The following is a 23,818-nucleotide window of genomic DNA, read 5'->3' as shown; positions in this document are numbered from 1 at the left end:
CCGACAATCCGTTCCGGCGCGCCGATCAGGCAGCCAGCCTGGCTGGCGATCCTGCCTGCTCGTCGGCCGCTCGCGTCGCAGCTACCGCCATCCAATCCCGTAGAAGTCCCTTGTCTTCTTTGGAAAACGATGCCCGGCGTTTGACATCATCCAGTGTTTCGCCGGAGTGACATCGCTCAAAATCCTCGCGGATGAGCGACTCGAGATAGGTCCGTTCCGCCTCGTTCGCTGGATTTACATGGTGATGGGAATTGCTCAACATTTGCGCTTCTCCATTGTCGGGTCCTCTTCAATCGTGCGCTCAAGTATCGGGACGATCCATGCGGAGCACTCGCTCATCCCGGTCGCGGCGACGCAGGAGATGATTTCCAGCCTTTCCGCGCGCGAGCGTCGGCCGTCACGGGGCCAGCGCGACGTGGCATCCACCGTGAATAGCTGACCGAAACGTCTCCAGCTCGAGATTGACGGATCAGCCATGATCTTCGCTCCCACGACCGAGCAGGCGGAGGCGAACGCGCCAGACATCCGGTCCCGTTTCTAGATAGGACCAACCGCATCGCGAGCCATGGCGCGCCTCGAGTTGCAGCCGCAGTCGCCTCGGATCGTGATCTACCACGATCTGCATCGAGTCATCCGGAGCCAGATGCTCGAACAGGCGAGAGAGGATCGCATGACGGTATTGCGGATCGATGTCCGCAACGTTGATGACGCGTTCACTGCAATTCAACTCTGACACTTCGGACTTCTCAGAAGATGTGCTCGGCGCTGGCGGCTGCGCGGGATGTTGGGCCTTCCATTCGAGGTCGCGAAACAGAGCCTCGATATGGCGGATCAGCCGCTCCGACTGGGGCGGATCGAGAAGCCTATGCAAGACCGCTTGGAAATGGGGCTTCAGGATGTTTCCAGTGATCCCCCGCTCGGCGACCATCAGATCGACGATGTTCCTCCCAAGCGGAGAAAGTTCATCGGTTGTCGTCGCCGGATCGAGAATAGAGCTGATGGACCGTTCCACCTCGCTCCACTTGGCGCATGAAATATGCGTCAGCACGTTGCATATGTGTGGATGGGCGCGAAATGACGCGTAGATGCGGAACGCGAGCTCGGCCGTCGAGAGAGTCGGACGAAGATTGCTATTGGAGACTCTTGCGCTCCGTGACCTCGGCTTGGCCCGAAGCTTCGTAGCGCGGACCGCCCGCGCCAACGTTCGGGCTTCCGACTGGACAGACGCGGACATCGCTTGACACTCCCTTCTTCAAAGATATATATAAGATATATCTTTTAGCGTGAACCGACAAGGAGAATCTTCGATGATCGAGAGCCTCCAGGATGCCCAATCCCAAGCACCATCCGATCGCGTCATAGAGTTCAGCGACAACACGTTTCTTGTGGACGCCGCACTCATTGGCGAGCTTTTGCACGTGCCGGTAACCAGCGTGCCGGTCCTGATGCGCGAGGGACAAATCACGAGCGTCTGCGAGCGCGGGATCGGGGAGGACGAAGGTGAGTTTCGCCTCACCTTCTTTTGCCGGAGCCGCCGCGCACGGCTGATCACGGACTTGGCGGGTCGCCTCCTTCGTAGATCGGCGATCGATTTCGGCGACCGCCCAATCCCGGACGCCCAGCGGGCGACCGGCTGACAGGCATGACGTTGCCACCGCGAGCAGGAGATGGGAAATGACCGATATTCATTCGATCCAAGATGTGGATCTGCCTGGCGGCAGTCTCGAAATCGCGAAGATGCCGGGACACTGGCTGCTTGCCCGGCTCGGCAAGCGGGTGTTGCGCCCAGGAGGGCTTAAACTGACGCGGGCGCTGCTCGACGACCTGGCCATTAGTCCCGCGGACGAAGTGGTGGAGTTCGCGCCCGGTCTCGGCGTCACGGCCCGCATGATTCTGCGTCACGAACCGCAGTGCTACACGGCCATCGAACGTGACGCACAAGCGGCGCAGTGGACCGCTCGGCGACTGCCCTCCGCTCCTCACATTTCGGTCGTCGTTGGTCGAGCCGACCAGACGCAGTTGCCCTCCGCGTCCACCTCGCTCGTCGTCGGTGAGGCGATGTTGAGCATGCAGACCGCGGAGCACAAGCGACGGATCGTGGCTGAGGCGTTCCGGCTGCTGCGTCCGGGCGGGCGGTACGGCATTCACGAACTCGCTATCGTCCCTGACGACATGCCGTCCGAGCGCCAGGGCGAGATCAATCGGGCACTCTCCTCGGTCATCCACATCGGCGCCCGGCCGCTACGCAGTCAGGAATGGAAATCCCTCCTGCAAAGCGGCGGATTTCGTGTTGTTGCCCTCGGCCATGCGCCGATGCACCTGCTACGGCCGCTTCGGCTGATCGAGGACGAGGGCATTCTTGGAGCCTTGAGGCTGGCAAAGAATCTCTTGAAAGACGATGCGGCGCGCGACCGGGTCATGGCCATGCGATGGGTGTTCGAGCGCTATCGGGCAAACCTGAGCGCCATTTACATGGTCGGGCAAAAGGATCCATAACCATCGCGCGGTAGGCGCCGAGGGAAAGCGGGGTGCGACGGTCTCGCTGGCAGTTGCTGCCGGCTGGTTCCGCGCGAGCGCCGGTCTTCAGGACTTGGCCCGATTTTCCACTTCGTCCATAGCCGCCAATGCGAGGGCGCTATGGGCATAGGCGCCGCCGGCGCGCATCTCGGCTGCGACCCAAATTGCTTCCATCAGTTCCTGGCGCGTCGCGCCTTGGCGGAGCGCAGCTTTCGTATGTCCCTTGATGCAGTAGGGGCACTGCGTTACGTGGGCCACTGCAACTGCAATCAGCTGCTTGGTCTTCGACGGCAGCGCCCCGTCGGCGAACACTTGGCGGCTAAAGGCCTGGAATGCCTTTTCGGTCTCCGGCGCGAGGTCTCGGCGCTTTTCGGCAAGTTCGCGTGACGAGGGCGGATACATCGTATCGGTCATTTCAACACTCCCTGTTCTCGGCGGAAACGGAGCCCCTCCCTAGCGGCTGGGGCAAGATCACTCGCCGTTAGTGATAGCCAACGCACATCACGTAGTCCCGCAGCAGGACCTCCTGATATTCAAGCTCTCCGAGGAGCGCCTCGAGCGCATCCCGCGCGTTGAGCACGCCTATCGGTCGGGAGCCCGGATCCAGAATCGGGACGTTCTTCAGATGCCGTTCCTTCATCCGCGACCAGACGTCACTCAGCAAGTCATTGGGACGGCAATAGACGACCGCCTTGGTCATGACGGCCGAAGCCGCTGCCATGCAAGAAGCTCCCTGGCAATGGCTGATTTGGCGAACAACGTCCGTCTTGGTGATGACGCCCGCCAACGTTTCGTCGGCTTTGCGTACGACGACGATATCCACTTCGACGTCGCGCAGGAGCCTTGCTGCGTCAACGAGCGAAGCCCTGTCGCCCAGAGTGATGAGCCGCTCACGAGCGACAGGCAGGATTGCTTCAACAATCATTGACGGCTGAGGCGCCTATTAGGGACTCTAACATCCTTGATCCGCATTCGTGTCAGAGCGTCCGTCGATATCTGTCTAAAACGTGCGATCCGGTTCATCTCAAACTCCAAAGGCGACCTTCAGCGTCGCTACGAGCCCTGCGACCACCAACGCTAGGCAGCCCAGGCGCATTCCGAGCAGCGCGGGAAGCTTGATCCAAGAGTGAACATAATCTTCGATCACGACCTGGAGGCCAAGCGCGGTATGATGGAACAGCGCCACCAGAAGCAAGGTCATCAGCGTCGTCGTGACGGGCATCTTGAGCCAGGCCACCACCGTCCCGTAGTCGTCGCCCGCGTGCATGACGGTTGAGACCGTGAACCACAAGGTGAGCGGGAGGAGTGCAATAGCCGAGACGCGTTCAAGCAACCAATTTTCCACCCCTTCCCGAGCGGAGCCCAGTCCCAGCGCCTTGCCGAGCGGTGAACGCATCTCGGTCCTACTCATCTGCCGTGTCCCGCCAAGGTGATTCCCACGACCCACGTGAGAGCCGTCAGCATTACGCTTGCCGCTACCACCGTCCATCCGGAAGCGTAGATCGCGCCGAGACTGAAGCCCTGCCCCGCGTCCCAGACGAGGTGCCGGATGCCGCCGCAAAGGTGCAGAAAGAAGGAGAACGTGCACCCCAACAGTAGGATCTGGCCGAGCCATGACCCGATGAACGATTGGACCGTGGCATAGGTGGTCGGTCCGGCCGCTATCGAAATCAGCCAGACGACCATTGCGACCGCATAAGCGCCTAGCGCAATGCCGGTCATTCTGTTTGCGATCGACAGGACCGAGGTGAGCTGTGGCCTGTAGATCTGGATGTTGGGCGACATTGGCCTTGGGCGATCCGTTGGAATGCTTGGCATGGACCGATCCTCTCTCTGTCGTTAACTGCGGCGTTCGATCAGCATCTTTTTGATCTCGGCGATCGCTTTTCCGGGGTTTAGTCCCTTGGGACAAGTCCGCGTGCAGTTGAGAATGGTATGGCAGCGATAAAGTCGGAATGGATCTTCGAGATCGTCGAGCCGCTCGCCAGTCGCCTCATCGCGGCTGTCCGCAAGCCAGCGGTTCGCCTGAAGAAGTACCGCAGGACCAAGAAAACGGTCGCCGTTCCACCAGTGGCTCGGACAGCTCGAGGTGCAGCAGAAGCACAGAATGCATTCGTAGAGGCCGTCGAGCCTGTGGCGCTCCTCCGGCGATTGACGCCGCTCGCGTTCGGGATCGGGCGTCTTGGAGTGGAGCCAGGGTTCAACCAGGCTGTGTTGGGCAAACAGGTGAGTGAGATCGGGCACCAGATCCTTGATGATCCTCATGTTCGCCAGCGGATAGATCGTCCCTGGCATGGCCAGATCGGAAATGAACCTCGTGCAGGCCAGCCAGTTCGTACCGTCTATGTTCATCGCGCAGGAGCCGCAGACGCCCTCCCGACACGAGCGGCGGAAAGTGAGGCTCGAATCGACCCTGTTCTTGATCCAGATGAGCGCATCGAGCACCATCGGGCCGCAATCGTCGAGATCGACGTGGAAGGTATCGATGCGCGGATTTGCGTCAGAGTCCGGATCATAGCGATAGACGTCAAATCGTTTGATCCGGACCGCACCGCTTGGCTTTGGCCAATTTCGTCCCTTTCCAATGCGGGATCCGGCGGATACGCCGAAGTTCCTGGGCACCGGGAAGCGCTTCAGCAGCGTGATATGAGGCATCTCGTCGGAACGCCGAATGATCACTGCTCTCCTCCTCCAAATCTGCCGGGCGCTCCCGGAACATGGGCCGGCCGAGCGATCCCGCTCAATGATCGTCAAGCATGTCGCCGCCTCGGGCGAGCATGAAGGCCGTGGCCGACACCATCACCGTGGTTCGCCAATTCGTTCCGCCCAACTCCAGAGCCAACAGCATGGCCCCCACACGCTGCGTGCCGCAGTCCATCGGCGCTGCCACTGCTTATGCAGGACCGTCTTTTGCGTCGAGGCGGCGAAAACGCTCCGTGCGTTGGCCACCATCTGTTGCCGCCCCGAGATCGGCGCCGATGTCTCGCGCCGTGAGATGTTCAAATTGCATTCCAAAGTCATCGTCTATCTCCAATCGATCAAAAGAGTTCGCCCCCGACGCTTCCACTGTTCCTGCATAATCGAGTTTGACCGAAGGGATTTATCCGGGGTGAAGGAAAATGATCGAGAATGCGCCTTTAGTTGCGTCACATCTCCATTCAGCTTCTTTTGAGAAGTAGATCTCTCAACACCACCGCGTCGTTGTGTGCGTCGTCATGTGCGGCATAGACGAGCGTGATCGGTCCGTCCTGCGCAAGTTCTCGCAATCGCTGGAGCTCGGCGGGATGCTGCCGGATTTCCGACCGATAGCGCCGCCGAAACTCCGGCCAACGCTCGGGAGAATGTCCGAACCATTTCCGCAGCTCCGTGCTGGGCGCTATCGCCTTCATCCATTCATCAATCGCGGCATTCGCCTTCATCACTCCGCGTGGCCACAGCCGGTCAATGAGGACTCGGGTTCCGTCTTCGGAGGTGGGCGGTTCATAGGCCCGCTTGATCCTGACACGGTCTGCCGTGCTTTTCCTGCTCATGGTTAGACCCCTTCCTTTGCCGTTGGAGCGAGCCGGTGGCCGGCCCTTAAGGGGCGGCGTCAACCTCACCTTTCTCGAGTGCGGCTCGTACACCGGAACGGCGAACCGCGTGATCTTCAACGGGTCACTGGCCGGAAAGGTGTCCTGAAGCTCGATGTCCAACTGACGATCCAACGCCTTGCTAGCGTCTGGATCGCGCAACCGTCTCGTCATGGTCCACCCCTTCTGATTGCTCTGGCCAACGTTCTGAAGGTAGTCGACTCCATATGATCATCCGATCATTGAATTCGCGGGAGAACCTCGAATTCGTGAAACCGGGGTGGCGAAGGCAACGTCCATTCGAGCGTCGTCGCACCTGCTCCCCACGGGTTGCCCGCCGCCCTCGACTTGCGGGCAAGGGCATAAACGAGCCCCGAAAAGAACACGACCAGGCCGGCGGCGGAAACATAGGCGCCAATCGAGGAAATCAGGTTCATGCCCGCGAATGCGTCCGGATAGTCGGCGATGCGGCGCGGCATTCCCGACAAGCCAAGGAAATGCATGGGGAAGAACGCGAGATTGACGCCGATGAATGTCAGCCAGAAGTGCAGTTTGCCCAGCGTCTCCGAATACATGTATCCGGTGAACTTCGGGAACCAGTAGTACCAGCCGGCGAAGATCGAGAAGACCGCGCCCAGAGACAGCACGTAATGGAAGTGAGCGACTACATAGTAGGTGTCTTGTAGGGATCGATCGATCCCCGGATTGGCGAGCACCACACCGGTGACACCGCCGATCGTGAACACGAAGATGAACCCGATTGCCCAAAGCATTGGCGTTTCGAATTTCAATGAACCGCCCCACATGGTCGCGACCCAGGAGAATATTTTGACACCGGTTGGCACGGCGATCACCATGCTGGCGACGGCGAAGTAGGCCTGAGCGCTGCTCGACATGCCCACGGTGTACATATGATGGGCCCAAACGACGAAGCCGATGAATCCTATGGCAATCATCGCATAGGCCATTCCGAGATAGCCGAACACGGGTTTGCGGCTGAAGGTTGAGACCACCTGGCTGATGATGCCGAAGCCGGGCAGGATCATGATGTAGACTTCGGGATGACCGAAGAACCAGAAGAGGTGTTGGAACAGCACAGGGTCGCCGCCACCTTCCGGAGCGAAGAACGTCGTCCCGAAATTGCGGTCGGTCAGTAGCATGGTGATGCCACCGGCGAGCACGGGCAGTGACAAGAGGAGCAGGAAAGCCGTAACCAGCACCGACCACACGAACAGAGGCATTTTGTGCATGGTCATGCCGGGGGCACGCATGTTGAAGATGGTGGTAATGAAATTGATCGCACCGAGGATCGAAGACGCGCCGGCCAGATGCAGCGATAGGATGACGAAATCAACCGACGGGCCGGGATGTCCGGCCGTCGAGAGCGGTGCGTAGAGAGTCCAGCCGGTGCCTGCTCCGGAGGAGCCGGGCTCACCCTCGACGAACATGGAAATGATGAGCAGCGTAAACGAGGCAGGGAGCAGCCAGAACGAGATGTTGTTCATCCGCGGGAATGCCATGTCCGGCGCACCGATCATCAAGGGCACCAGCCAATTGCCGAAGCCTCCCATCATGGCCGGCATGAGCGTGAAGAAGATCATGATCAGGCCATGGCCGGTCACGAAGACGTTGTAGGTGTGCGGATTGGCGAAGATCTGCGCGCCCGGCTCCTGCAATTCGGCTCGGATCGCCACCGATAGCATTGCACCGATCAGTCCGGCGGACATCGCAAACACGAAATACATCGTGCCGATGTCTTTGTGGTTGGTTGAGTAGAGATAGCGCCGCCATCCCGTCGGTATTGCATGAGCTACAGTGTGCGCGTCCGTAACCCTCGAGGTAGTCGACATTCAGTGACTCCGACCAATCGGCTGCTCATAACCTAGGTGATACCCACTCTTCGTGCTTTAACCGGCTTGCGGACTTAAGCTCGATGGTTGACCCGTAAACTGCAGCAGTAGCGGCGTTTTATGTGTCCCATCCGTAGATGCGCCCGACAAACGAATTAAATTGTCGTCTGAGTGCAGTATTTTTGATCGATCTCGGCCGAGAGCACGTCTTGCCGCTTCTTTCCATCTACAAACGGCCGCCGTTGACTCGCGAGAGGGACAACTGGCGTTCGGTACCAGACTTCATACAGAAGTGATTGATCACATTCCGATCGTCCCGGCGGCCAGCATCTGAACGCGACAGTGACCGCGCCTGTCGGACGGAATGTGCGGGCTATCAGAGCCGCCGCCCTGTTTGTACTTATGGGAAGAAGCTCTGAAGCTGCTTGGCGCGCCTGATGCGCTGCTCCTGAAGTGCCGTCTCGTGCGTCACCGAGACCTCTCGTGGGGTGTCGCGCTACGCATTAAGTCGAAAAGCATCGCGGACCCTCGAGATGAGAGTGCGTAACCTGGGGGTCATGCTAGTCCCGAGATAACAACTTCCTTGATGCAAACCGGCAATATTTCTCGCTTGTCAACGCAGCTCAAAGAGCGAGAACTCAAAACGGCCCACACGCAGTCCACGATCTGACACGATCAGGAAAGCTGCAGGTCTTTGTTCGCAGGGGAGCGAAATCATGCACAAGGCCCGGTTACCACGCCAAAGTATCTTAGACAGTACGAGCCAAAGGTTCACATCGCCTCCGTGCGGAATGAGTGAGGCGGATCCGGCATACTTCGGGTATTGGTCTAGGGAGGAAGTGCTGCAGTTTCTCAGAGATCTCCTCGAGACCGAGCACATCGGCGCCAAGGCGTTTGCCTCAATCGGCCGCGTGGCTGACATTCATCTTGCGGATGTCGCTTTCGAGTCGGAGCTCGCCCAAGGGGCAATATGCGTTCTTCTCAAGAAAGAGATCGTCGCGAGAGGAGGCGCCGACTCGCTTCGCCAAAGCCAAAAGAAGACGGTCACTATGGCCAACCCGACGTCCAGTCTTCAGCGCACTATCACGTCTGCATGCTGGAACCAGACCAGGTTATCCGACATGATCGAGCAGGCCGTTCTGAACATCTTCGATTCCCAGCTGAACGCGAAGCTCATGTACCTGCTACTCCTCCACCGCAAACAGGTTGAGCAACTCGAAGCCTTTCTTACCTAAACGACTTGCCTCGGAGGCATACGAATCTTTAGTTGGCGCCCGATCGCACGGCGAGCGGCTTCACCATTTGGGCCCGCCGGGCAGCCCTCCGATTTGCTAATTGACGTCGGACAGTTCCTTAATGGAACAATAGCTTGCGGATCGAGTTAAGCCCGCTCGTTTGCGCAGCATTGGGGATGCGCGTGCAGCTGCGAAGTGCCATCGCCGGGGTGGGACTGGGGTTTTCCCTGGCTTTGCCCGTTTTCGCTCAAACGCCTGGCGGACCGCCGGATACGATGGCGGCCCGTGTGGAAGCGTGCACTCCGTGCCATGGCAACCAGGGACAGGGCACGAACGACGTCTATTTTCCTCGGCTCTCCGGCAAGCCCTCCGGGTATCTTTTCAATCAGCTCCTCGCCTTCAAGAACGGCCGGCGGAAATACCCGCCAATGAACTACCTGCTCGAATTCCTGACTGATCCGTACTTGCAGGAGATGGCCGACTATTTCGCGGAACAGCATCCGCCGCTTCCGCCGCCTGCTCCGAGCGACGTCAGCGAGGCCGTGCTTCGGCATGGCCAAACTCTGGTCACTCGAGGCGATCCCGTTCGACAGATCCCAGCGTGCGGAAGTTGCCACGGACCGGCTTTGACCGGAATGGAGCCCGGCATTCCCGGCTTGTTGGGATTGCGCCCCAACTACATCAGCGCACAACTCGGAGCCTGGCGGTACGGGACGCGTACTGCCAAGGCGCCGGACTGCATGCAACAAGTCGCGTCGCGCCTGACTGAGGCGGACGTCACTGCGGTGGCGGCTTGGCTTGCAGCTCGTCCAGCCCCGGTGAGCATCGCTCCAGCGCCGAAGGGGACCTATGTGCTGCCCTTCGCCTGCGGTAGCGAACCGGATTGAGGAGACGGAGATGCCATCGCGCTCACGAATCCTTATGGCTTTGTTGATTTGGTTCGTCGGCTGCACGGCTGAGGCGCAGCAGAGGTCCAGCGGCAACAGTGTCGCGGCGAGAGGCGAGTACCTGGCGCGCGCCGGGGACTGCATCGCCTGTCACACCGCGCCGGAGGGACGGATTTTCGGCGGCGGACGAGCGATGCCGACGCCATTCGGCACGCTCTTTTCATCCAACATTACACCCGACCGCGATACCGGAATCGGCAAATGGACCGCCGAAGACTTCTATAAGGCCATGCACTACGGCCGCTTTCCCGATGGCGGGCTGATGTATCCGGCGATGCCTTTCGCCTCGTACACCAAGATTACGCGCGAAGACAGCGACGCGATCTTCGCTTACCTCAAATCCATCCCGGCGGTGAACCAGAAGAACCGGGAGCACGACCTCCGCTTCCCCTACAACAACCGCCAGCTGATCCTGGGCTGGCGAACGTTGTACTTTAACGAAGGCGAATACATAGCCGATCCGAACAAATCCGCCGAATGGAATCGCGGCGCTTATCTGGTCGAAGGACTTGGCCATTGCGGCATGTGCCATTCGCCGATCAACGCGCTGGGCGGCACCTCCCAATCGGAAGCCTTCAAGGGCGGCCTGATACCCATGCAGAACTGGTACGCCCCATCCCTGACGTCAAACCGGGAGGCCGGTTTGGGGGACTGGAGCATCAAGGATATCACGGACCTCCTGAAAACCGGCGTCTCGGCGCGAGGCGTGGTGTACGGTCCCATGGCCGAGGTCGTCTACAACAGCCTGCAGTATCTGACGGACGAAGATACCAAGGCTATGGCGGTCTATCTCAAGAGCATCGCCGAGCCGACACCAACGAGAGCGTCAGCGGCATCGACCTTGCCGTCAACCGAGAGCAGCTTGCTCATGAGCCTCGGCAAGACCGTTTATGACGGGAAATGCGCGACCTGCCACGGCGCACAAGGCGAGGGCAAACCACCGCATTGGCCGCCGCTCGCCGGCAACCAGTCAATCGAGATGGAGTCGGCCGTCAATCCGATCCGCATGGTGCTCAACGGCGGCTATCCTCCGGGCACCGAAGGCAATCCGCGTCCCTACGGCATGCCGCCCTTCGCAGGCCAACTCTCGGACAACGAGGTTGCGTCCGTTGTGACCTACATTCGCACGTCCTGGGGCAATCGCGGCACTCCCGTCAGCGCCCGCGAAGCGAATGAATTGCGCTCGGCACCACTCAACTGAGAACAGAACGGACATGCTCAACTCCAATCCGCACCCGGACGCCAATGCTCCCGCCGACGACTCAGTTGATCGAATTGTGGCAAGAGGTCCGGGCGGAGCATTGGCGGTGGCTGGCATCGCGACGGCCTGTGTCATTGCGATGTGGTTCGCATTCTATCTGCTCGTCTTTCTGCCCCGCGGAGCGTTGCAATGACGGTGCAGGACGACCATCGCGGTGCCGAAGTCGCCGAACGGACCGAGAAGCGCTGGGCGAAGGTGTCGATCGCGATTATCGTCGTGCTCGCGCTGCTGGCAGCCTTCGCGGGCATCCACCAAGCGACCATGCCGCAGGCTCGCGTGGAAACCATCGATCCCGCCCGGCTGCACCTTTCGGGAGAATTCGTCGAATCCAATCTCGGCAGTGTGCTGGAACCAAGCGGGGCCGTGACGGTGCGCGCGATCGGTCAGCAATACTCCTTCACGCCGGCTTGCATCCTCGTGCCGGCGCAAACACCGATCACGCTACGGGCCACCAGCGCCGACGTCGTTCACGGCATTCTGATCCAGGGCACCAACGTCAATACCATGCTGGTGCCGGGCTATGTCTCCGAGCAGTACATGCGCTTCGAGAAGACGGGCGATTACCTGATGCCCTGCCAGGAGTTCTGCAGCTTCGGTCATGAAGGTATGTGGGGCAAGGTCAAAGTCGTGGACAAGGCGGCATTCGCCGATCGGGCGAAAAACGGCGGGAGGCTGAGCTGTGTTGGAGAATAGAAAGCTCGTCCTTGCGCATTTCTGGCTTGCTTTCGTAGTTTTCGGCCTCGCGCTGTGTCTCGGCGCTTGGCAGATGTTCGTCCGGAGCCCGCTCTACACCTGGATCAGCAATCCCGAATGGTACTACCGGTCGCTGACCGCGCACGGCACGGTCATGGGCTACGTCTTTCCGACCCTGGTCGCAATGGGCTTCGGATATGCCATCTCGGAATCGGCTCTCAAGCAGCCGCTGGTCGGCGTACGCTGGGCCTGGTCGGGATTCTGGCTGATCGTCGTGGGTGCGATCACGGCGATGATCCCGGTCGCACTTGGCCGGGCATCGGTGCTGTACACTTTCTACCCACCCCTGATCGGCAACGCGTTCTACTACATCGGCGTCGTGCTCGTCGTGGTCGGCTCTTGGATCTGGGTCGCCCTGATGTCCATCAACCTGCGCGTTTGGCGGCGCGCCCATCCGGACGAACCAGTGCCGCTCGCGATGTTCGCAAACGTTGCCGGCTCCTACCTTTGGGCATGGACCGCAGTGGGGGCCGCGCTCGAGCTTCTGCTGCAGATCATTCCGGTGGCGCTTGGCTGGAGGACGACGATCGACGCAGGCTTGGCGCGTGTGTTCTTCTCCTGGACTCTCCACGCGATCGTCTATTTCTGGCTGATCCCAAGCTATATCGCCTATTACGTGATCGTGCCGCGCGCGATCGGTGGGCGGCTCTACAGCGACACGATGGCCCGGATCGCGTTCATCCTGTTCCTGGTGGTGGCGATGCCGATCGGGATTCATCACACTTTTGAGGACCCGCAAGTCGGCGCCGGCTTTAAGTTCATCCACTCCGCCTTCACTGCGCTCGTCGCGCTCCCGACACTGCTGACCGTCTTCACCATCTGTGCCTCGGTCGAGATCGCCGCGCGCTTGCGCGGCGGCCGCGGCCTGTTCGGCTGGCTCGCAGCGCTGCCGTGGGACAATCCGGTCATGCTGGCGGTGGCCTTCTCTTTCATCATGCTCGGCTTCGGCGGGGCCGGCGGCTTGATCAACATGAGCTATCAGCTCGATACCTCCATCCACAACACGCAGTGGATCACTGGCCATTTTCATCTGATCTTCGGCGGCGCCATCGTCATCATGTATTTCGCGATCGCCTATGATTTGTGGCCGCATCTGACGGGACGAGCGCTGCCGGATATCCGGCTCGTGCGTGCGCAACTCTGGCTTTGGTTCATCGGCATGATCGTCACCACGTTTCCATGGCATTGGGTCGGTATCCTCGGCATGCCGCGCCGCATGGCCTACTACGATTACTCCGACCCCGCCATCGCGCCTCAGGCGTTATCGGTCAGCATGTCGGCCGGCGGTGCCTTGATCCTGCTGATCTCGGGCTTGTTGTTTCTGTTTATCCTGGCGCGCGCCCATGCCCAGCCGGCGACGGATGCAGGAGCGTACCGCTTCAGTCTGCCCGTCCATCCGGTTCGTTCGGTGCCGCTCGCGCTCAACAGCCACGCGATCTGGGTGGCGCTGATGATTGGCCTCACAGTCACGAATTACGGCTATCCGATCCTGACGCTCGCCGCCCGCCAGGACACCTCCGTTCCTGCGATATATGTAGGAGCGCAGTGATGAGCGTCCGCGAGCTCTTCACGTTCAGGAATTCCTACTTTGCGGCCGGCGTCGGCATAGCCGCCGGCTTCTTCGTGCTGACAGCAATCGGTGGCTTCATCGTATTACCCTACGCTCAGACGGAATTGAAGTTCGCAAGCCTCTGGGACGCGATCTGCAGCGCCGCCGGATTGCCTCAGCCGCCTACATTTGTCCCAACAGCAAAGGTCGGACCACGCCTCACGGAGGTGGTCCTGACGCCGACGACGCTCGCGCATTCGACACAGGAGTCGATCGGACGCGGCGCGACGCTTGCCCAACGCTGCGCCATCTGCCATGGGCCGACCGGCATCAGCCGGGCCGACTCGCCGAACCTCGCGGGTCAGTATGCGAGCGTGATCTACAAGGAGCTTCTCGACTTCCGTGCGGGCGCACGCACGAACGCCATCATGTCACCGTTTGCAGTCAACCTGTCGGATCAGGACATCGCTGACCTGGCCGGATACTACGCTTACCTGCCGCGGCTACCCGCGTTTCATCCGATGGAGCAACTCCCGAAACCTCGCGTCGTGATCTACGGTGCGCCGGTGCGCGGGATCGCCCCCTGCGGATCGTGTCATGGCAGCCTGGACAACAAGGTCGGCAGTCCCTGGTTGGAAGGACAATCCGAAGCGTACCTGAAGGCCCAGCTTCAGGCCTTCGCATCTGGGCAGCGCACCAACGACATCAGCCAGCAGATGCGCAATATCGCCCGCGCCATGACCCCCCAAGAGATCGACGGAGCCGCCGCCTACTATGCCTCGCAGCCGCCGGAGATCGTCAAGGCCACCGACTGATCTGGAACGCCAGAACAGCGAAGAGTGAAACTGGAGGACAATTCGATGTGGGACACTGCCGCCGAGACGCTGCGCCGCTGGTCGATCCTCCTGATCGGGCTGGTTCTGATCGTCGGCGGCTTCTGGCTCGGCGAAGTGCTCTACTCCGCGGATGGTGCCAAGCCGCAGAACCAAACGACTTCCGACAGTCATCAGATGGCGCACAACGCGCCGTCGGGGCAGTCGGCTCGAGGAACGAACGGCGAGCCGCAGCCCGGTCCATCCTCGACTTCCGCGGCCACCGAGCAGACCGCCTCGCAGCAGAACGCCTCGCAGCAGAACGCTGCTACCCGAGAGACCGAGCAGTCCAAACAGCCTCAGGTTGCCCACGACATGGCGCAGATGGCTCCCGCGCCAGCACCGACGACGAGTGGCCAGGCCGCGTGGGCTTCCAAGTCCCCGACGGCAGCCTCAGCTGTCCCGGCAGCAGGTGCTGGTGATGCTGCAGCCGGTCGACTGGTCTTCCGCAAATGTCAGGCGTGCCATTCGCTGGATGCGGGGAAGAGCATGCTGGGTCCCTCGCTCGCCGGTGTCGTCGGCCGGAAGTCTGGTACCGAGGCGGGGTACAACTACTCACCGGCGATGAAGCAGTCCGATCTCACCTGGGATCGTCCGACGCTCGACCGGTACCTCGACGATCCGCAGAAGCTCGTGCCCGGCAACAAGATGCCCTTTCCCGGCCTCAAGACGGATCATGACCGGGCGGACGTCATCGCCTACTTGGCGGCATCGGCCGCCGGCCAGAGCGCCGCTGCGACACCGGCCGCCCAGGCGCAACCGGCGCCGGCAGCGTCGCCGGCTGGCGCGCCAGCCCCGACCCGGCCGCAGAGCGCAACCGGCGCCGACATCGGTTACATTGCCGATGCAAGATACACGCTTCGGTCCGGCATCGCCGAAGGACGCATGGTCTATATCGGCGTGGGCGGCGCGATCGAGGGCAAGGTCAACCCCGTACTCACGGCTTCCGAAGGTCAGGTGGTCCAGCTCACGCTAATCAACGGCGAAGGCGCCGAGCACGACATCGTCTTTCCCGACCAGGATACTAAATCGCCGCGCGTCACCGGCAAGGGCGCGAGCACGACCATCGCATTCAGAGCCAGCAAGTCCGGCGATTTCACCTACTACTGTAGCGTCCCCGGACATCGCCTGGCGGGCATGGAAGGCCAGTTCATCGTCACGCCGAGACCGTCTCCGCAAACTGTCGTTGAGGCCGACATCTCGCGCGAGCCCAGCGATCTGCCGCCTCCGATCGGCAAGCGCGATCCCCAGACAGTCCGCGTCGATCTGTTGAGCGTCGAGGTCGAAGGCAGACTCGCCGAAGGCACCACGTTCGGGTACTGGACGTTCAACGGCAAAGTGCCGGGCCCCTTCATCCGGGTACGTGTCGGCGACACCATCGACATCCATCTGAAGAACTCGGCGGATAGCGCCATGATCCATTCCGTCGACTTCCATGCAGCGACCGGTCCGGGCGGCGGCGCGGCCGCGCTGCAGGTCGACCCGGGCGGCGAGAAATCGATGACCTGGAAGGCGCTGGTGCCGGGTCTCTTCGTCTATCACTGCGCCACGCCGATGGTCGCCGAGCACATCGCCAACGGCATGTATGGCCTCATTCTGGTCGAGCCGGAAGGCGGACTGCCGCCCGTCGACCATGAGTTCTACGTCATGCAGGGCGAGATCTATTCCGACATCGCCTTCGGTCGGCACGGCAGCGCCGAGTTCAGCGTCGACAAGCTCCTCAACGAGCGGCCCGAATATTTCGTATTCAATGGCTCCGTCGGCGCGCTCACCAAGCTACATCCGCTCCAGGCCAAGGTCGGCGATACGGTCAGGATCTTCTTCGGCGTCGGAGGTCCGAACTACACATCGTCCTTCCACGTCATCGGCGAGATCTTCGATAAAGTCTACAATCTGGGCGGCATGACCACGGCTCCGCTCGAAGGAATTCAGACGGTCTCAGTGCCGCCGGGCGGTGCGGCCATCACGGAGTTCAAGCTCGACGTGCCCGGCAACTACACGCTCGTCGATCACGCACTCGCTCGCATGGAGCGGGGTTTGCTCGGTGTGCTTCATGTGGAGGGCCCCAAGAACCCGGACATCTATAACGGCGAGGTGATGCCGGGGATGGGACACTGAGACGATAGAGTTCGACAGTGACGACAGGGAGAGACTCCATGAGCGACAGACACCCCCCAGGCCGGCTTCGAATTGGCGGTCAAGCTGTCCAGGATGGGAGTGAAAATCACGCAGCCGTCCGACGAAATTCGTTCGCGTCTTCGGACAGCGTATGAGCAGGAGTCGGAACAGCTCATCGCAACGTCACATGTAATCGCTTTGCATTTCCAGACCGTTGCGGCGGCCAACAATTGGTGGCGCTGACGCCCGTCGCTCCGCGGCCTTTCGCTCCGAGCTTCCCCATCAGGTGCCGAAAAGGATCGTTAGAAGGAGGGAGGAATCTTCGATACCCTTCAGCGCATGGATCGCGCCGCCCGTGAGGTAGACCCACTCGCCGGCACCCAATGTGATCGAAGAATTCGCAAGGCCAAGCGATATGCGCCCTTCCAAACAATGGAGCATGATGTTGCCGGGCACCTTGTGCGGTGCGATTTCCGTTCCGGCCAGGACGATCAGCCGAACCGCCTCGAAATGTTCAGACTTGATGATTGCCGCCGTTTTGGCGTCCTTCAGTTTGCCGCCAAGCGGTCGCAAATCGACGACCTCTCCTGGTTTCGCGTGCTGCAACGCCACGATGTACTCCCTCGCTTCGTCAGTGGATGCGACGCGCCAAGAACTCACGAATAACGGCAATGGTTCCCGGCGGCCGAGTAACTCGTCATATCTTCAGCCCCGTCACTTGAAAATTCAAGTCGGATGGTGCAGCAGGTCGGCCGGAAAGGTGGCTTTGCCGACGAACTGTCCGAGAGCCTACCTCTGCCGACGAGGTTGCATCGCCGGGATTTTCAGAATCCCAGATAGGCTCTTCGAACATCGGGATCGTCAATGAGTTTCTTGGCGCTCCCACTGTGAACGATACGGCCGGTCTCCATGACGTAGCCCCTGTCGGCGATCGACAGCGCCAGATGCACATCCTGCTCGACCAACAATACCGTCACGCCTTCGTCGCGGATCCTCGTCAACACATCCATCAGCTGCTCGATGACGACGGGCGCAAGTCCCAAGCTCATCTCGTCGATCATCAACAGGATCGGCGCCGCCATCAGCCCGCGGGCCATGGCGCACATCTGCTGCTCGCCACCCGACATGCTGCCTGCGAGCTGCCGTCGACGCTCCGACAGACGCGGGAACAGCGCGTACATCCTTTCCAGATCGTGTGCGATCGCAGCTCTGTTATGTCTTCTGAAGGCGCCCATCAGCAAATTGTCATGGACGCTCATGCGATTGAAGAGCTGGCGGCCCTCGGGTACCTGGACCAGTCCCGCGGCGAACGCCTGGTCGGACGTCATCGGAACCAGATCGTGGCGGTTCATAACGATGCCACCCGTGCAGGAAAGCACACGAGACAGCGTGCGCAGCAGAGTGGTCTTGCCCGCTCCGTTGCTGCCGACCAGCGCCACGATCTCCGCCGGGTAGACCTTCAAAGCGACGTCGCGCAGGACCGGCATTCCGCCATAGCCTGCGCTGACCGCGCGTACGTCAAGCAGGGGCTCCCTCCCGGCTGCCAGCTCGCCTTTCATGTCCGCCTCTTGCCAAGATACGCCTCGACGACGGCCTGGTTGGCGAGCACGGCGCCGGGCTCGCCCTCGGCAATCTTCTCGCCATGGTGCAGCACCAACAGCCGGTCCGACAGACTCTTAATGGCCTTGATGACGTGCTCGATGACGAGGACGCTGATGCCGGTATCGCGGACCTTGCGGATCACCTCGATCACTTCCTCGATCTCGACGTGATTGAGCCCCGCCATGACCTCGTCGCAGAGCAGAACCTTGGGCTGCATCGCCAGGGCTTTTGCCAGCTCGAGCCGCTTGCGCCCGGGACCTCCCAATTCGTCGGCGCGCTGATTGACGTTGCTGCCCAGCCCGACGAAATCGAGCTGGGCGCGCGCCTGCTCGCGCGCCTTCGTCAGCTGGGCTTGTCCTCCGCCACGCCCGAACAGGGCGCCCACCGCGACGTTGTCCAGCACCGACAGTCCGGGAAACGGACGCATGATCTGAAACGTGCGCCCTATGCCCAGTCGGGCACGACGATAGGCGGGCAAGCGGCCCAGAGAGTGTTGCTCGAAGAGGATGTCGCCCGAGCTGGGTGTAAGCGTTCCGCTGATCAGGCTGATGAGCGTGGTCTTTCCGGCGCCGTTCGGACCGATCACGCCGAGAATCTCGCCGCGCTCCAGCACGAAGCTCACATCGTCGACCGCGATCAGGCCCGCAAAGCGCCTCGTCAGGTGCCTGATCTTGAGTATCTCGCTCACAGCCGATGTGTCCGAATGTTCTCGGCAAAATACCGCCAGCCCATCTTGCGGATGCGCCGCAGCATGTCGGCAAGGCCGCGTGGCATCAGGACGACGGCTGCCACGACGACGACGCCGAAGAACAGGCCCGCGAGACGGGTGATCTCGCTCGACAGAAACTCGGAGATCGCCGACAGCGCGAATGCCCCGACGATGGGCCCAAGAACCGTGCCGGGTCCTCCGAATACCGCCATGATGATCATCTTGACGTTGAGGCTGATGTCGAATGCGCTTTCCGGATCGATGAAGGTTACCCAGTAGGCGTGAATGCCGCCGGCGAGCGCACTGAAGATGCCCGACAGCGCAAATGCCAGCGTCTTGTAAAACGTCGTGTTGACACCCATCACGGCCGCCCCTTCCTCGTTTTCGCGGATGGCGATCAGTCCGAATCCGAAGCGGCTGCGCGTCAACCAGAAGACGGTCGCCGTGGTCAGCACCAGGAGTCCGAGCGACAGCTCGTAAAACAGGAGATCATTGTTGAGCGGCGGCAGCACGAGGCCGATATTCCGGCCGGCCAGCTCCACGTTGGAAACGATCGCCGTCATGACCTGCGCAAGCGCGAGCGTTGCGATCGCGAAGTAGTGCCCTTTCAGCCGCAGCACCGGCACACCGAGGAGAATGGCGAAGGCGGTGGCAAGAGCTACGCCGAATGCCAGACCGGCGGCGAACGGCAGCTGCCATTGCACCATCGCGATGCCCACACCATAGCTGCCGAGGCCATAGAACACCGAATTGCCGAACGAGGCGTAACCCGCATAACCTCCGATGATATTCCAGCTCTGGGCAAGAACCGCGAGCAGGAGGGCGTTGATGCCGAACTGGATCGTGACGTCCGATCCGAGCCAGGGCACAGCCGCGAGAGCGGCGATCACCGCCACAACGAGCGCGATGCGCCACGCGCTCACGCCGCCTTCCCAAGCAGGCCGTTGGGCCGCACGATCAGCACCAGAACCAGCACGCCGAAGCTCGCGACGTCCGCGTAGGTCGATCCGACGTAGAGCGCGGTCAACGATTCCAGGATGCCCAGGAACAGGCCGCCGACGATCACGCCGAGCGGATTGTCGAGCCCGCCGATGATCGAAATGGCGAACGATTTCGCCGTCAGCGCCGCGCCGATATACGGATTGATCTGAGATACCGTTCCGTAGAGGCCTCCCGCCGTTCCGGCCAGCGCGATTCCGACGCCGAAAGTCATGGCGTAGAGGTGCCGCGGCTCGACGCCGTAGAGGCGAGCTGCGACCAGGTTCTGCGCGGTGGCGCGGATGGCGCGGCCGAGCCGCGTGTGCAGCAGGAACAGCCACATGCCGACGGTCAGCGCGATCGCGACGCCAAAGGCCAGAAGCCGCGCCAGCGGCAACACGACCGGACCCAGCGCGATGCTGGCGCCGGCGTAGGACGGGTTGATGGTGCGAAAGTCGGCGGAGAACGCCAGCTGTGCCAGATAGGTCAGCACCACCTCCAGCCCGAACGTGATCAGCAGCGTGTTGAACATCGGCGCCCGAACGATCAGGTTCAGGAGCCCGCGCTGCACGCCGTAGCCGAGCACGAACATCACCGCGGCGGTGATCGGCAGTCCCAGGAACGGATCGACCTCCGCGTAGGTGTAAAGATGCCATGACACGTAGGCGCCGAGCATGATGAACGCGCCGTGCGCCAGATTGACGATGTTCAGCACGCCCCAGACCAGCGCCAGACCGAGCGCCATCACGGCATACAAGCCGCCCAGAAGGATTCCGTTGATGAGGACTTGCCCGAGCAGATCCACGTCGTCCTCTCCTCCGCCGCTGGATCGTTTGCGATCCGCTCAGCGCGCGTCCCAGGCCGGCATCGGATACTTCGGCTGCGCGACCTTGCCCTTGACGCCGTAGATCGCGACCAGCGCGTCGCCTTGAACCTGGACGACCGTCTGAGGTATGTCGATCTGACCGTTCTCGTTGAAGGCAATGCTCCCATAAAGGCTGTCGAACTTCACCTTCGACAACGCGTCGCGGACCTTCTGCGGCTCGGTCGATCCGGCATTCTCGATGGCTTGCACCAACGCTTCGACGTCGGCTGCGCCGGAGGCCGCATGGTAGTCCGGATCATAGCCGAACTTCGTCTTGTAGTCCGAAGCGAACTTTGCGGCATCGCCAAACCAGCGGTCCTTTAGATCGGCGGCGGGCAGCCAGGCGGTCATGCCGAAGGCGTAGTTCGCATCCTTGTCCAGCGCCTTGCGGAAGTCTTCGCTGGGGACGCCCACCGTGAAGGAATACATCTTCGGCGCGACCGCGAGGCTCTTCGCCTGCCGCACGAAATTCAGGATCTCGGTTTCGTGACCCGCCACCAGCACCGCATCGACGTTCTTGCTCTTGATCTGCGAGAGCAGCGAATTGAAGTCCGTAGCGTTGGTGCTGTAGCGCTCGTCCATGACCAGGGACAGGCCCGCCTGCTTCAGCTTCGGCCGCGTGCCTTCCGCCACCGAGACGTCGAAGGCATCGTCGGCGTAGAGCAGAGCGACCGACTTCGGGGTCGGATCGAGCTCCTTCATCATGTCCACCGTCGAGCCGAAATAGTTGCTGGCCGGTGCCAGCGTTCCGAATATGTACTTGAACTTGCGAGCGAAGATCTGGTCGGACGCGCCACCGCCCTGAACCATCGGAACTCTGTACTTTTCGGACACGGCCGAATCCGCCAATGCGAAGTTGCTTGCGAACGGTCCCAGCAAGAAATCCACCTTGTCCTGCGTGACCAGCTGCGTGTACTGGCGCACGCTCAAGTTCACATCGGACTGGTTGTCGTACAGCTTGAGCTCGAGCTTGCGCGTTTCATTGCCCACCTTTATCCCGCCCGCCGCATTGATTTTGTCGACCGTGAACTGGTAGGCGTCGCGGTAGTAGCGGCCGGTATTGGCAAGCGGGCCGGTCAGTTGCACGGACGCTCCGAGGACGACGTCCTTCGCGATGGCCGGGTCTGACGGCATGGTTAGGGTCGCGGCCAGCAGCAAGAGAGCCGACATAGTCGATGCTTTCAACATGGCAGCCTCCTCACGCCGCTCCCACATCTTCCCGGATCGGCGTGACGTTGTTCTTGACCTTTCTGGATTTCACCGCGACAAGCAGACTGCAGGGCGGATGGTGCAGGATCGTCTCGCCGACCGATCCGTTCAGCCAGCGTGCCAGCGTCCCCTGGTCGCGATGGCCGAGAACGACCAGATCGGCACTCATTTCCCTCGCGATCAGATCAATTTGGTCGGCGGGATTGCCATATCTGATGTCGCTGGTCGCCTTGTATCCGACGCGCCGCAGACGTTTGACGCCGGCATCCAGCAGCTTCTGCGTGAGGTGTCGCCGGTTGTCGGGAACGAAAGCCATCCCTTCGACGATGAGCATGTTCTCGGAGAGATCGATGATCGCCAGAAGACGAACAGTCGTATTCGTCGACGAGACCAGGCTCTCGACCTGAGCCAAGGCCTCGTCGCCATCGGTCGAGCCGTCATAGGCCAGAAGAATTTTTCGGTACATGGCTGACCTCTCAGTTAAGCGTCGCAGCGACCGCTGCGCGCATCACGCAGTCTCTTCCGCGACCTCGCCGTCGAGCAGTTGGCTCGACGGCTCCCGGCATCCGGCGAGGGAGCCGGTCGTCAAATCCACCTTCGGCGGATCGGAACAGGCTCCCGCGGCGGCGTCAGCTCGCCGCCATAGGATTTGAGCCAGACGGAAAGTGCCGGCTCACGGTTGCGCTTGATCTGGCTCATCCTTTCGAGCAGACGCCTCGTCAATTCCAGCACACGCATCGCCAACGTCTTCATTTTCGTTCTCCCTGCGCATCTACGCACTCAGACAGCATTCCACGAACTCGTTCCAGCCAGCCGCATCCACGTGTCCTACATGGTCGGCAACAGCTCGACGGGCGACATCGGTGCGATGCAAGCTAGCGACAACACGAAACAGAAACGTCGCCATGTATCTCCTCCCTTCCGCCGCGAGGTGAGATCACTCGGCACGAAACCGGAAGAAGCCCGTTGACCAAAAACCTATGTTCTGGATCAATTTTGACAAACGAATAATTTAGGCACTTCATATCGATGAATTTGATATCAAGGAGCGACGCTTTTCAGATGGACACGGCGCTGGCCGGGACCTTGTCTGACGGTGGTTTCGAGCGGGATTTTCTTCAGCGCCGCGGACCGGCTTCACCTCAGCAAGTCGACCGTCAGCACCCGTATTCGCGTTTCCATTGCCTTGGCGAACTGACGAGGAGGGACAGCATGGCGGCTGCTGACATGGCGCCGGAGTGGCGGACGACGGAGTGGTTCAATACTCCCGATCCACTATCGCTGACCGTCCTGCGCGGCCGGGTGGTGATGCTGACCGCCTTCCAGATGCTTTGCCCAGGCTGCGTCGCCACCAGTCTTCCGCAAGCGCAGCGCGTTGCGGCTACCTTCAAGTCGTCCGACCTTGCAGTGATCGGGCTTCATAGCGTGTTCGAGCACCACGATGCGATGCAGCCCAACGCACTCCGCGCCTTCCTGCACGAGTATAAGGTCGGCTTTCCCGTCGGCGTCGATGCTCCTGACGGCATCGGTATTCCTCAAACGATGCGCGTCTACGGCTTCCGGGGAACGCCCACGACGCTCCTCTTCGACCGCGACGGACAACTTCGCCGGCACGTCTTTGGCTATGTTCCCGACCTGCAACTCGGCGCCGAGCTCATGGAGCTGATTTGCGAGGGGCTCCCGTCGAGGCCCACGGTCGAGTCCGGCTCGGTGGGCGGCGGCACGTAAGATCCTCGCGGCCGATTGCGCCGCTCACGCCGGCGCTCCGCGACGATGGTCGCGAA

At 61.2% G+C, this 23,818-nt stretch carries 28 protein-coding genes and 1 pseudogene; 11 read left to right on the top strand and 18 right to left on the bottom strand.

Annotated elements, in window-relative coordinates; all coding sequences use genetic code 11:
• Positions 1–25: 25 nt before the first annotated feature.
• The 3 genes from XH90_RS31490 to XH90_RS39905 are packed head-to-tail and all read right to left on the bottom strand — an operon-like array spanning position 26 to position 1,048.
• Positions 26–262: a hypothetical protein gene (locus XH90_RS31490; protein ID WP_194478116.1), complete on the bottom strand. Its 237-nt coding sequence runs from the start codon at positions 260–262 to the stop codon at positions 26–28.
• Entirely contained in the window at positions 256–477 is a 222-nt protein-coding gene (locus XH90_RS31485) for a hypothetical protein (RefSeq protein WP_194478115.1), read from the bottom strand. The genes XH90_RS31490 and XH90_RS31485 overlap by 7 nt, the downstream gene beginning before the upstream one ends.
• The gene (locus tag XH90_RS39905; RefSeq protein WP_371748280.1) at positions 470–1,048 is read right to left on the bottom strand and encodes a DUF2249 domain-containing protein; all 579 of its coding nucleotides are present in this window, start codon (positions 1,046–1,048) and stop codon (positions 470–472) included. The genes XH90_RS31485 and XH90_RS39905 overlap by 8 nt, the downstream gene beginning before the upstream one ends.
• A gap of 259 nt (positions 1,049–1,307) precedes the next feature.
• Here XH90_RS39905 and XH90_RS31475 point away from each other — a divergent pair, with 259 nt between their 5' ends.
• Both XH90_RS31475 and XH90_RS31470 read left to right on the top strand, forming a co-directional pair.
• Positions 1,308–1,637, top strand: a complete 330-nt coding sequence (locus XH90_RS31475; RefSeq protein ID WP_194478114.1) for a DUF6522 family protein — start codon at positions 1,308–1,310, stop codon at positions 1,635–1,637.
• Between the two features lie 37 nt (positions 1,638–1,674).
• Positions 1,675–2,496: a class I SAM-dependent methyltransferase gene (locus XH90_RS31470; protein WP_194478113.1), complete on the top strand. Its 822-nt coding sequence runs from the start codon at positions 1,675–1,677 to the stop codon at positions 2,494–2,496.
• An 87-nt stretch (positions 2,497–2,583) separates the two neighbouring features.
• Here XH90_RS31470 and XH90_RS31465 read toward each other — a convergent pair whose 3' ends face one another.
• The 7 genes from XH90_RS31465 to ctaD all read right to left on the bottom strand — a co-directional run bounded on the left by XH90_RS31465 (position 2,584) and on the right by ctaD (position 7,936).
• Positions 2,584–2,931, bottom strand: coding sequence for a carboxymuconolactone decarboxylase family protein (locus tag XH90_RS31465; protein ID WP_194478112.1), 348 nt, complete (start codon positions 2,929–2,931; stop codon positions 2,584–2,586).
• Positions 2,932–2,998: 67 nt separating this feature from the next.
• Positions 2,999–3,442 (bottom strand): cyclic nucleotide-binding/CBS domain-containing protein, encoded by a 444-nt coding sequence (locus tag XH90_RS31460; RefSeq protein WP_194478111.1) that lies wholly within the window; start codon positions 3,440–3,442, stop codon positions 2,999–3,001.
• 99 nt (positions 3,443–3,541) lie between these two features.
• A complete protein-coding gene (gene sdhD / locus XH90_RS31455) occupies positions 3,542–3,928 on the bottom strand; it encodes a succinate dehydrogenase, hydrophobic membrane anchor protein (protein WP_210348708.1) in 387 nt (128 codons plus the stop codon).
• Entirely contained in the window at positions 3,925–4,335 is a 411-nt protein-coding gene (sdhC, locus tag XH90_RS31450; protein ID WP_194478110.1) for a succinate dehydrogenase, cytochrome b556 subunit, read from the bottom strand. Before sdhC ends, sdhD begins: the two co-directional genes overlap by 4 nt.
• Before the next feature lie 21 nt (positions 4,336–4,356).
• Positions 4,357–5,154, bottom strand: coding sequence for a succinate dehydrogenase iron-sulfur subunit (locus tag XH90_RS31445; protein WP_371748375.1), 798 nt, complete (start codon positions 5,152–5,154; stop codon positions 4,357–4,359).
• A 521-nt stretch (positions 5,155–5,675) separates the two neighbouring features.
• Positions 5,676–6,260: a DUF488 domain-containing protein gene (locus tag XH90_RS39900; RefSeq protein WP_371748279.1), complete on the bottom strand. Its 585-nt coding sequence runs from the start codon at positions 6,258–6,260 to the stop codon at positions 5,676–5,678.
• Positions 6,261–6,325: 65 nt separating this feature from the next.
• Positions 6,326–7,936, bottom strand: a complete 1,611-nt coding sequence (ctaD, locus tag XH90_RS31435; RefSeq protein WP_194478108.1) for a cytochrome c oxidase subunit I — start codon at positions 7,934–7,936, stop codon at positions 6,326–6,328.
• Between the two features lie 839 nt (positions 7,937–8,775).
• On the opposite strand from ctaD, the gene XH90_RS31430 reads away from it, so the two are divergent.
• The 8 genes and pseudogenes from XH90_RS31430 to XH90_RS31395 all read left to right on the top strand — a co-directional run.
• Positions 8,776–9,171 carry a hypothetical protein gene (locus XH90_RS31430; RefSeq protein WP_194478107.1) on the top strand — a complete coding sequence of 132 codons (396 nt, stop codon included), beginning with the start codon at positions 8,776–8,778 and terminating at the stop codon, positions 9,169–9,171.
• A gap of 275 nt (positions 9,172–9,446) precedes the next feature.
• Complete coding sequence (locus tag XH90_RS31425) at positions 9,447–10,058, top strand: c-type cytochrome (RefSeq protein ID WP_210348745.1); 612 nt, start codon at positions 9,447–9,449, stop codon at positions 10,056–10,058.
• A gap of 10 nt (positions 10,059–10,068) precedes the next feature.
• Positions 10,069–11,319: a cytochrome c gene (locus XH90_RS31420; RefSeq protein WP_194478106.1), complete on the top strand. Its 1,251-nt coding sequence runs from the start codon at positions 10,069–10,071 to the stop codon at positions 11,317–11,319.
• 189 nt (positions 11,320–11,508) lie between these two features.
• Complete coding sequence (locus XH90_RS31415; protein WP_194478105.1) at positions 11,509–12,072, top strand: cytochrome C oxidase subunit II; 564 nt, start codon at positions 11,509–11,511, stop codon at positions 12,070–12,072.
• Entirely contained in the window at positions 12,059–13,681 is a 1,623-nt protein-coding gene (locus XH90_RS31410) for a b(o/a)3-type cytochrome-c oxidase subunit 1 (protein WP_194478104.1), read from the top strand. The genes XH90_RS31415 and XH90_RS31410 overlap by 14 nt, the downstream gene beginning before the upstream one ends.
• A complete protein-coding gene (locus tag XH90_RS31405; RefSeq protein ID WP_194478103.1) occupies positions 13,681–14,496 on the top strand; it encodes a cytochrome c in 816 nt (271 codons plus the stop codon). The genes XH90_RS31410 and XH90_RS31405 overlap by 1 nt, the downstream gene beginning before the upstream one ends.
• 45 nt (positions 14,497–14,541) lie before the next feature.
• Positions 14,542–16,671, top strand: coding sequence for a copper-containing nitrite reductase (gene nirK / locus XH90_RS31400; protein WP_194478101.1), 2,130 nt, complete (start codon positions 14,542–14,544; stop codon positions 16,669–16,671).
• Between the two features lie 57 nt (positions 16,672–16,728).
• Positions 16,729–16,914: pseudogene (locus XH90_RS31395) on the top strand (hexameric tyrosine-coordinated heme protein); the annotation flags it as partial.
• A 39-nt stretch (positions 16,915–16,953) separates the two neighbouring features.
• Here XH90_RS31395 and XH90_RS31390 read toward each other — a convergent pair.
• From XH90_RS31390 to XH90_RS31355, 8 genes are all read right to left on the bottom strand, one after another.
• Positions 16,954–17,283, bottom strand: coding sequence for a cupin domain-containing protein (locus tag XH90_RS31390; RefSeq protein ID WP_194478099.1), 330 nt, complete (start codon positions 17,281–17,283; stop codon positions 16,954–16,956).
• A gap of 212 nt (positions 17,284–17,495) precedes the next feature.
• Complete coding sequence (locus tag XH90_RS31385; protein WP_194478098.1) at positions 17,496–18,230, bottom strand: ABC transporter ATP-binding protein; 735 nt, start codon at positions 18,228–18,230, stop codon at positions 17,496–17,498.
• Complete coding sequence (locus XH90_RS31380; protein WP_194478097.1) at positions 18,227–18,961, bottom strand: ABC transporter ATP-binding protein; 735 nt, start codon at positions 18,959–18,961, stop codon at positions 18,227–18,229. The genes XH90_RS31385 and XH90_RS31380 overlap by 4 nt, the downstream gene beginning before the upstream one ends.
• The gene (locus XH90_RS31375; RefSeq protein ID WP_194478096.1) at positions 18,958–19,905 is read right to left on the bottom strand and encodes a branched-chain amino acid ABC transporter permease; all 948 of its coding nucleotides are present in this window, start codon (positions 19,903–19,905) and stop codon (positions 18,958–18,960) included. The genes XH90_RS31380 and XH90_RS31375 overlap by 4 nt, the downstream gene beginning before the upstream one ends.
• Positions 19,902–20,765 (bottom strand): branched-chain amino acid ABC transporter permease, encoded by an 864-nt coding sequence (locus tag XH90_RS31370; RefSeq protein WP_194478095.1) that lies wholly within the window; start codon positions 20,763–20,765, stop codon positions 19,902–19,904. Before XH90_RS31370 ends, XH90_RS31375 begins: the two co-directional genes overlap by 4 nt.
• A gap of 39 nt (positions 20,766–20,804) precedes the next feature.
• Positions 20,805–21,995, bottom strand: coding sequence for an amino acid ABC transporter substrate-binding protein (locus XH90_RS31365; protein WP_371748374.1), 1,191 nt, complete (start codon positions 21,993–21,995; stop codon positions 20,805–20,807).
• Positions 21,996–22,023: 28 nt separating this feature from the next.
• Positions 22,024–22,500: a universal stress protein gene (locus XH90_RS31360; RefSeq protein ID WP_194478093.1), complete on the bottom strand. Its 477-nt coding sequence runs from the start codon at positions 22,498–22,500 to the stop codon at positions 22,024–22,026.
• A gap of 119 nt (positions 22,501–22,619) precedes the next feature.
• Positions 22,620–22,787 (bottom strand): hypothetical protein, encoded by a 168-nt coding sequence (locus tag XH90_RS31355; RefSeq protein ID WP_194478092.1) that lies wholly within the window; start codon positions 22,785–22,787, stop codon positions 22,620–22,622.
• A 309-nt stretch (positions 22,788–23,096) separates the two neighbouring features.
• Between XH90_RS31355 and XH90_RS31345 the strand changes: the two genes are divergently transcribed.
• On the top strand, positions 23,097–23,762 hold the full coding sequence (locus XH90_RS31345; RefSeq protein WP_371748278.1) for a TlpA disulfide reductase family protein: 666 nt from the start codon (positions 23,097–23,099) through the stop codon (positions 23,760–23,762).
• Positions 23,763–23,818: the final 56 nt, after the last annotated feature.

Origin of the sequence: Bradyrhizobium sp. CCBAU 53338, from assembly GCF_015291665.1 — a bacterium.
GTDB lineage: Bacteria > Pseudomonadota > Alphaproteobacteria > Rhizobiales > Xanthobacteraceae > Bradyrhizobium.
This window is presented reverse-complemented; position numbering and strand designations above follow the sequence as displayed.

What these genes read in the sequence shown, in the direction of transcription:
- XH90_RS31490 (WP_194478116.1), bottom strand. Translation starts at nt 262, where the DNA reads ATGTTGAGCAATTCCCATCACCATGTAAATCCAGCGAACGAGGCGGAA.
- XH90_RS31485 (WP_194478115.1), bottom strand. Translation starts at nt 477, where the DNA reads ATGGCTGATCCGTCAATCTCGAGCTGGAGACGTTTCGGTCAGCTATTC.
- XH90_RS31475 (WP_194478114.1), top strand. Translation starts at nt 1,308, where the DNA reads ATGATCGAGAGCCTCCAGGATGCCCAATCCCAAGCACCATCCGATCGC.
- XH90_RS31470 (WP_194478113.1), top strand. Translation starts at nt 1,675, where the DNA reads ATGACCGATATTCATTCGATCCAAGATGTGGATCTGCCTGGCGGCAGT.
- XH90_RS31465 (WP_194478112.1), bottom strand. Translation starts at nt 2,931, where the DNA reads ATGACCGATACGATGTATCCGCCCTCGTCACGCGAACTTGCCGAAAAG.
- XH90_RS31460 (WP_194478111.1), bottom strand. Translation starts at nt 3,442, where the DNA reads ATGATTGTTGAAGCAATCCTGCCTGTCGCTCGTGAGCGGCTCATCACT.
- sdhD (WP_210348708.1), bottom strand. Translation starts at nt 3,928, where the DNA reads ATGAGTAGGACCGAGATGCGTTCACCGCTCGGCAAGGCGCTGGGACTG.
- sdhC (WP_194478110.1), bottom strand. Translation starts at nt 4,335, where the DNA reads ATGCCAAGCATTCCAACGGATCGCCCAAGGCCAATGTCGCCCAACATC.
- XH90_RS39900 (WP_371748279.1), bottom strand. Translation starts at nt 6,260, where the DNA reads ATGACGAGACGGTTGCGCGATCCAGACGCTAGCAAGGCGTTGGATCGT.
- ctaD (WP_194478108.1), bottom strand. Translation starts at nt 7,936, where the DNA reads ATGTCGACTACCTCGAGGGTTACGGACGCGCACACTGTAGCTCATGCA.
- XH90_RS31425 (WP_210348745.1), top strand. Translation starts at nt 9,447, where the DNA reads ATGGCGGCCCGTGTGGAAGCGTGCACTCCGTGCCATGGCAACCAGGGA.
- XH90_RS31420 (WP_194478106.1), top strand. Translation starts at nt 10,069, where the DNA reads ATGCCATCGCGCTCACGAATCCTTATGGCTTTGTTGATTTGGTTCGTC.
- XH90_RS31415 (WP_194478105.1), top strand. Translation starts at nt 11,509, where the DNA reads ATGACGGTGCAGGACGACCATCGCGGTGCCGAAGTCGCCGAACGGACC.
- XH90_RS31405 (WP_194478103.1), top strand. Translation starts at nt 13,681, where the DNA reads ATGAGCGTCCGCGAGCTCTTCACGTTCAGGAATTCCTACTTTGCGGCC.
- nirK (WP_194478101.1), top strand. Translation starts at nt 14,542, where the DNA reads ATGTGGGACACTGCCGCCGAGACGCTGCGCCGCTGGTCGATCCTCCTG.
- XH90_RS31385 (WP_194478098.1), bottom strand. Translation starts at nt 18,230, where the DNA reads ATGAAAGGCGAGCTGGCAGCCGGGAGGGAGCCCCTGCTTGACGTACGC.
- XH90_RS31365 (WP_371748374.1), bottom strand. Translation starts at nt 21,995, where the DNA reads ATGTCGGCTCTCTTGCTGCTGGCCGCGACCCTAACCATGCCGTCAGAC.
- XH90_RS31360 (WP_194478093.1), bottom strand. Translation starts at nt 22,500, where the DNA reads ATGTACCGAAAAATTCTTCTGGCCTATGACGGCTCGACCGATGGCGAC.
- XH90_RS31355 (WP_194478092.1), bottom strand. Translation starts at nt 22,787, where the DNA reads ATGAAGACGTTGGCGATGCGTGTGCTGGAATTGACGAGGCGTCTGCTC.
- XH90_RS31345 (WP_371748278.1), top strand. Translation starts at nt 23,097, where the DNA reads ATGGACACGGCGCTGGCCGGGACCTTGTCTGACGGTGGTTTCGAGCGG.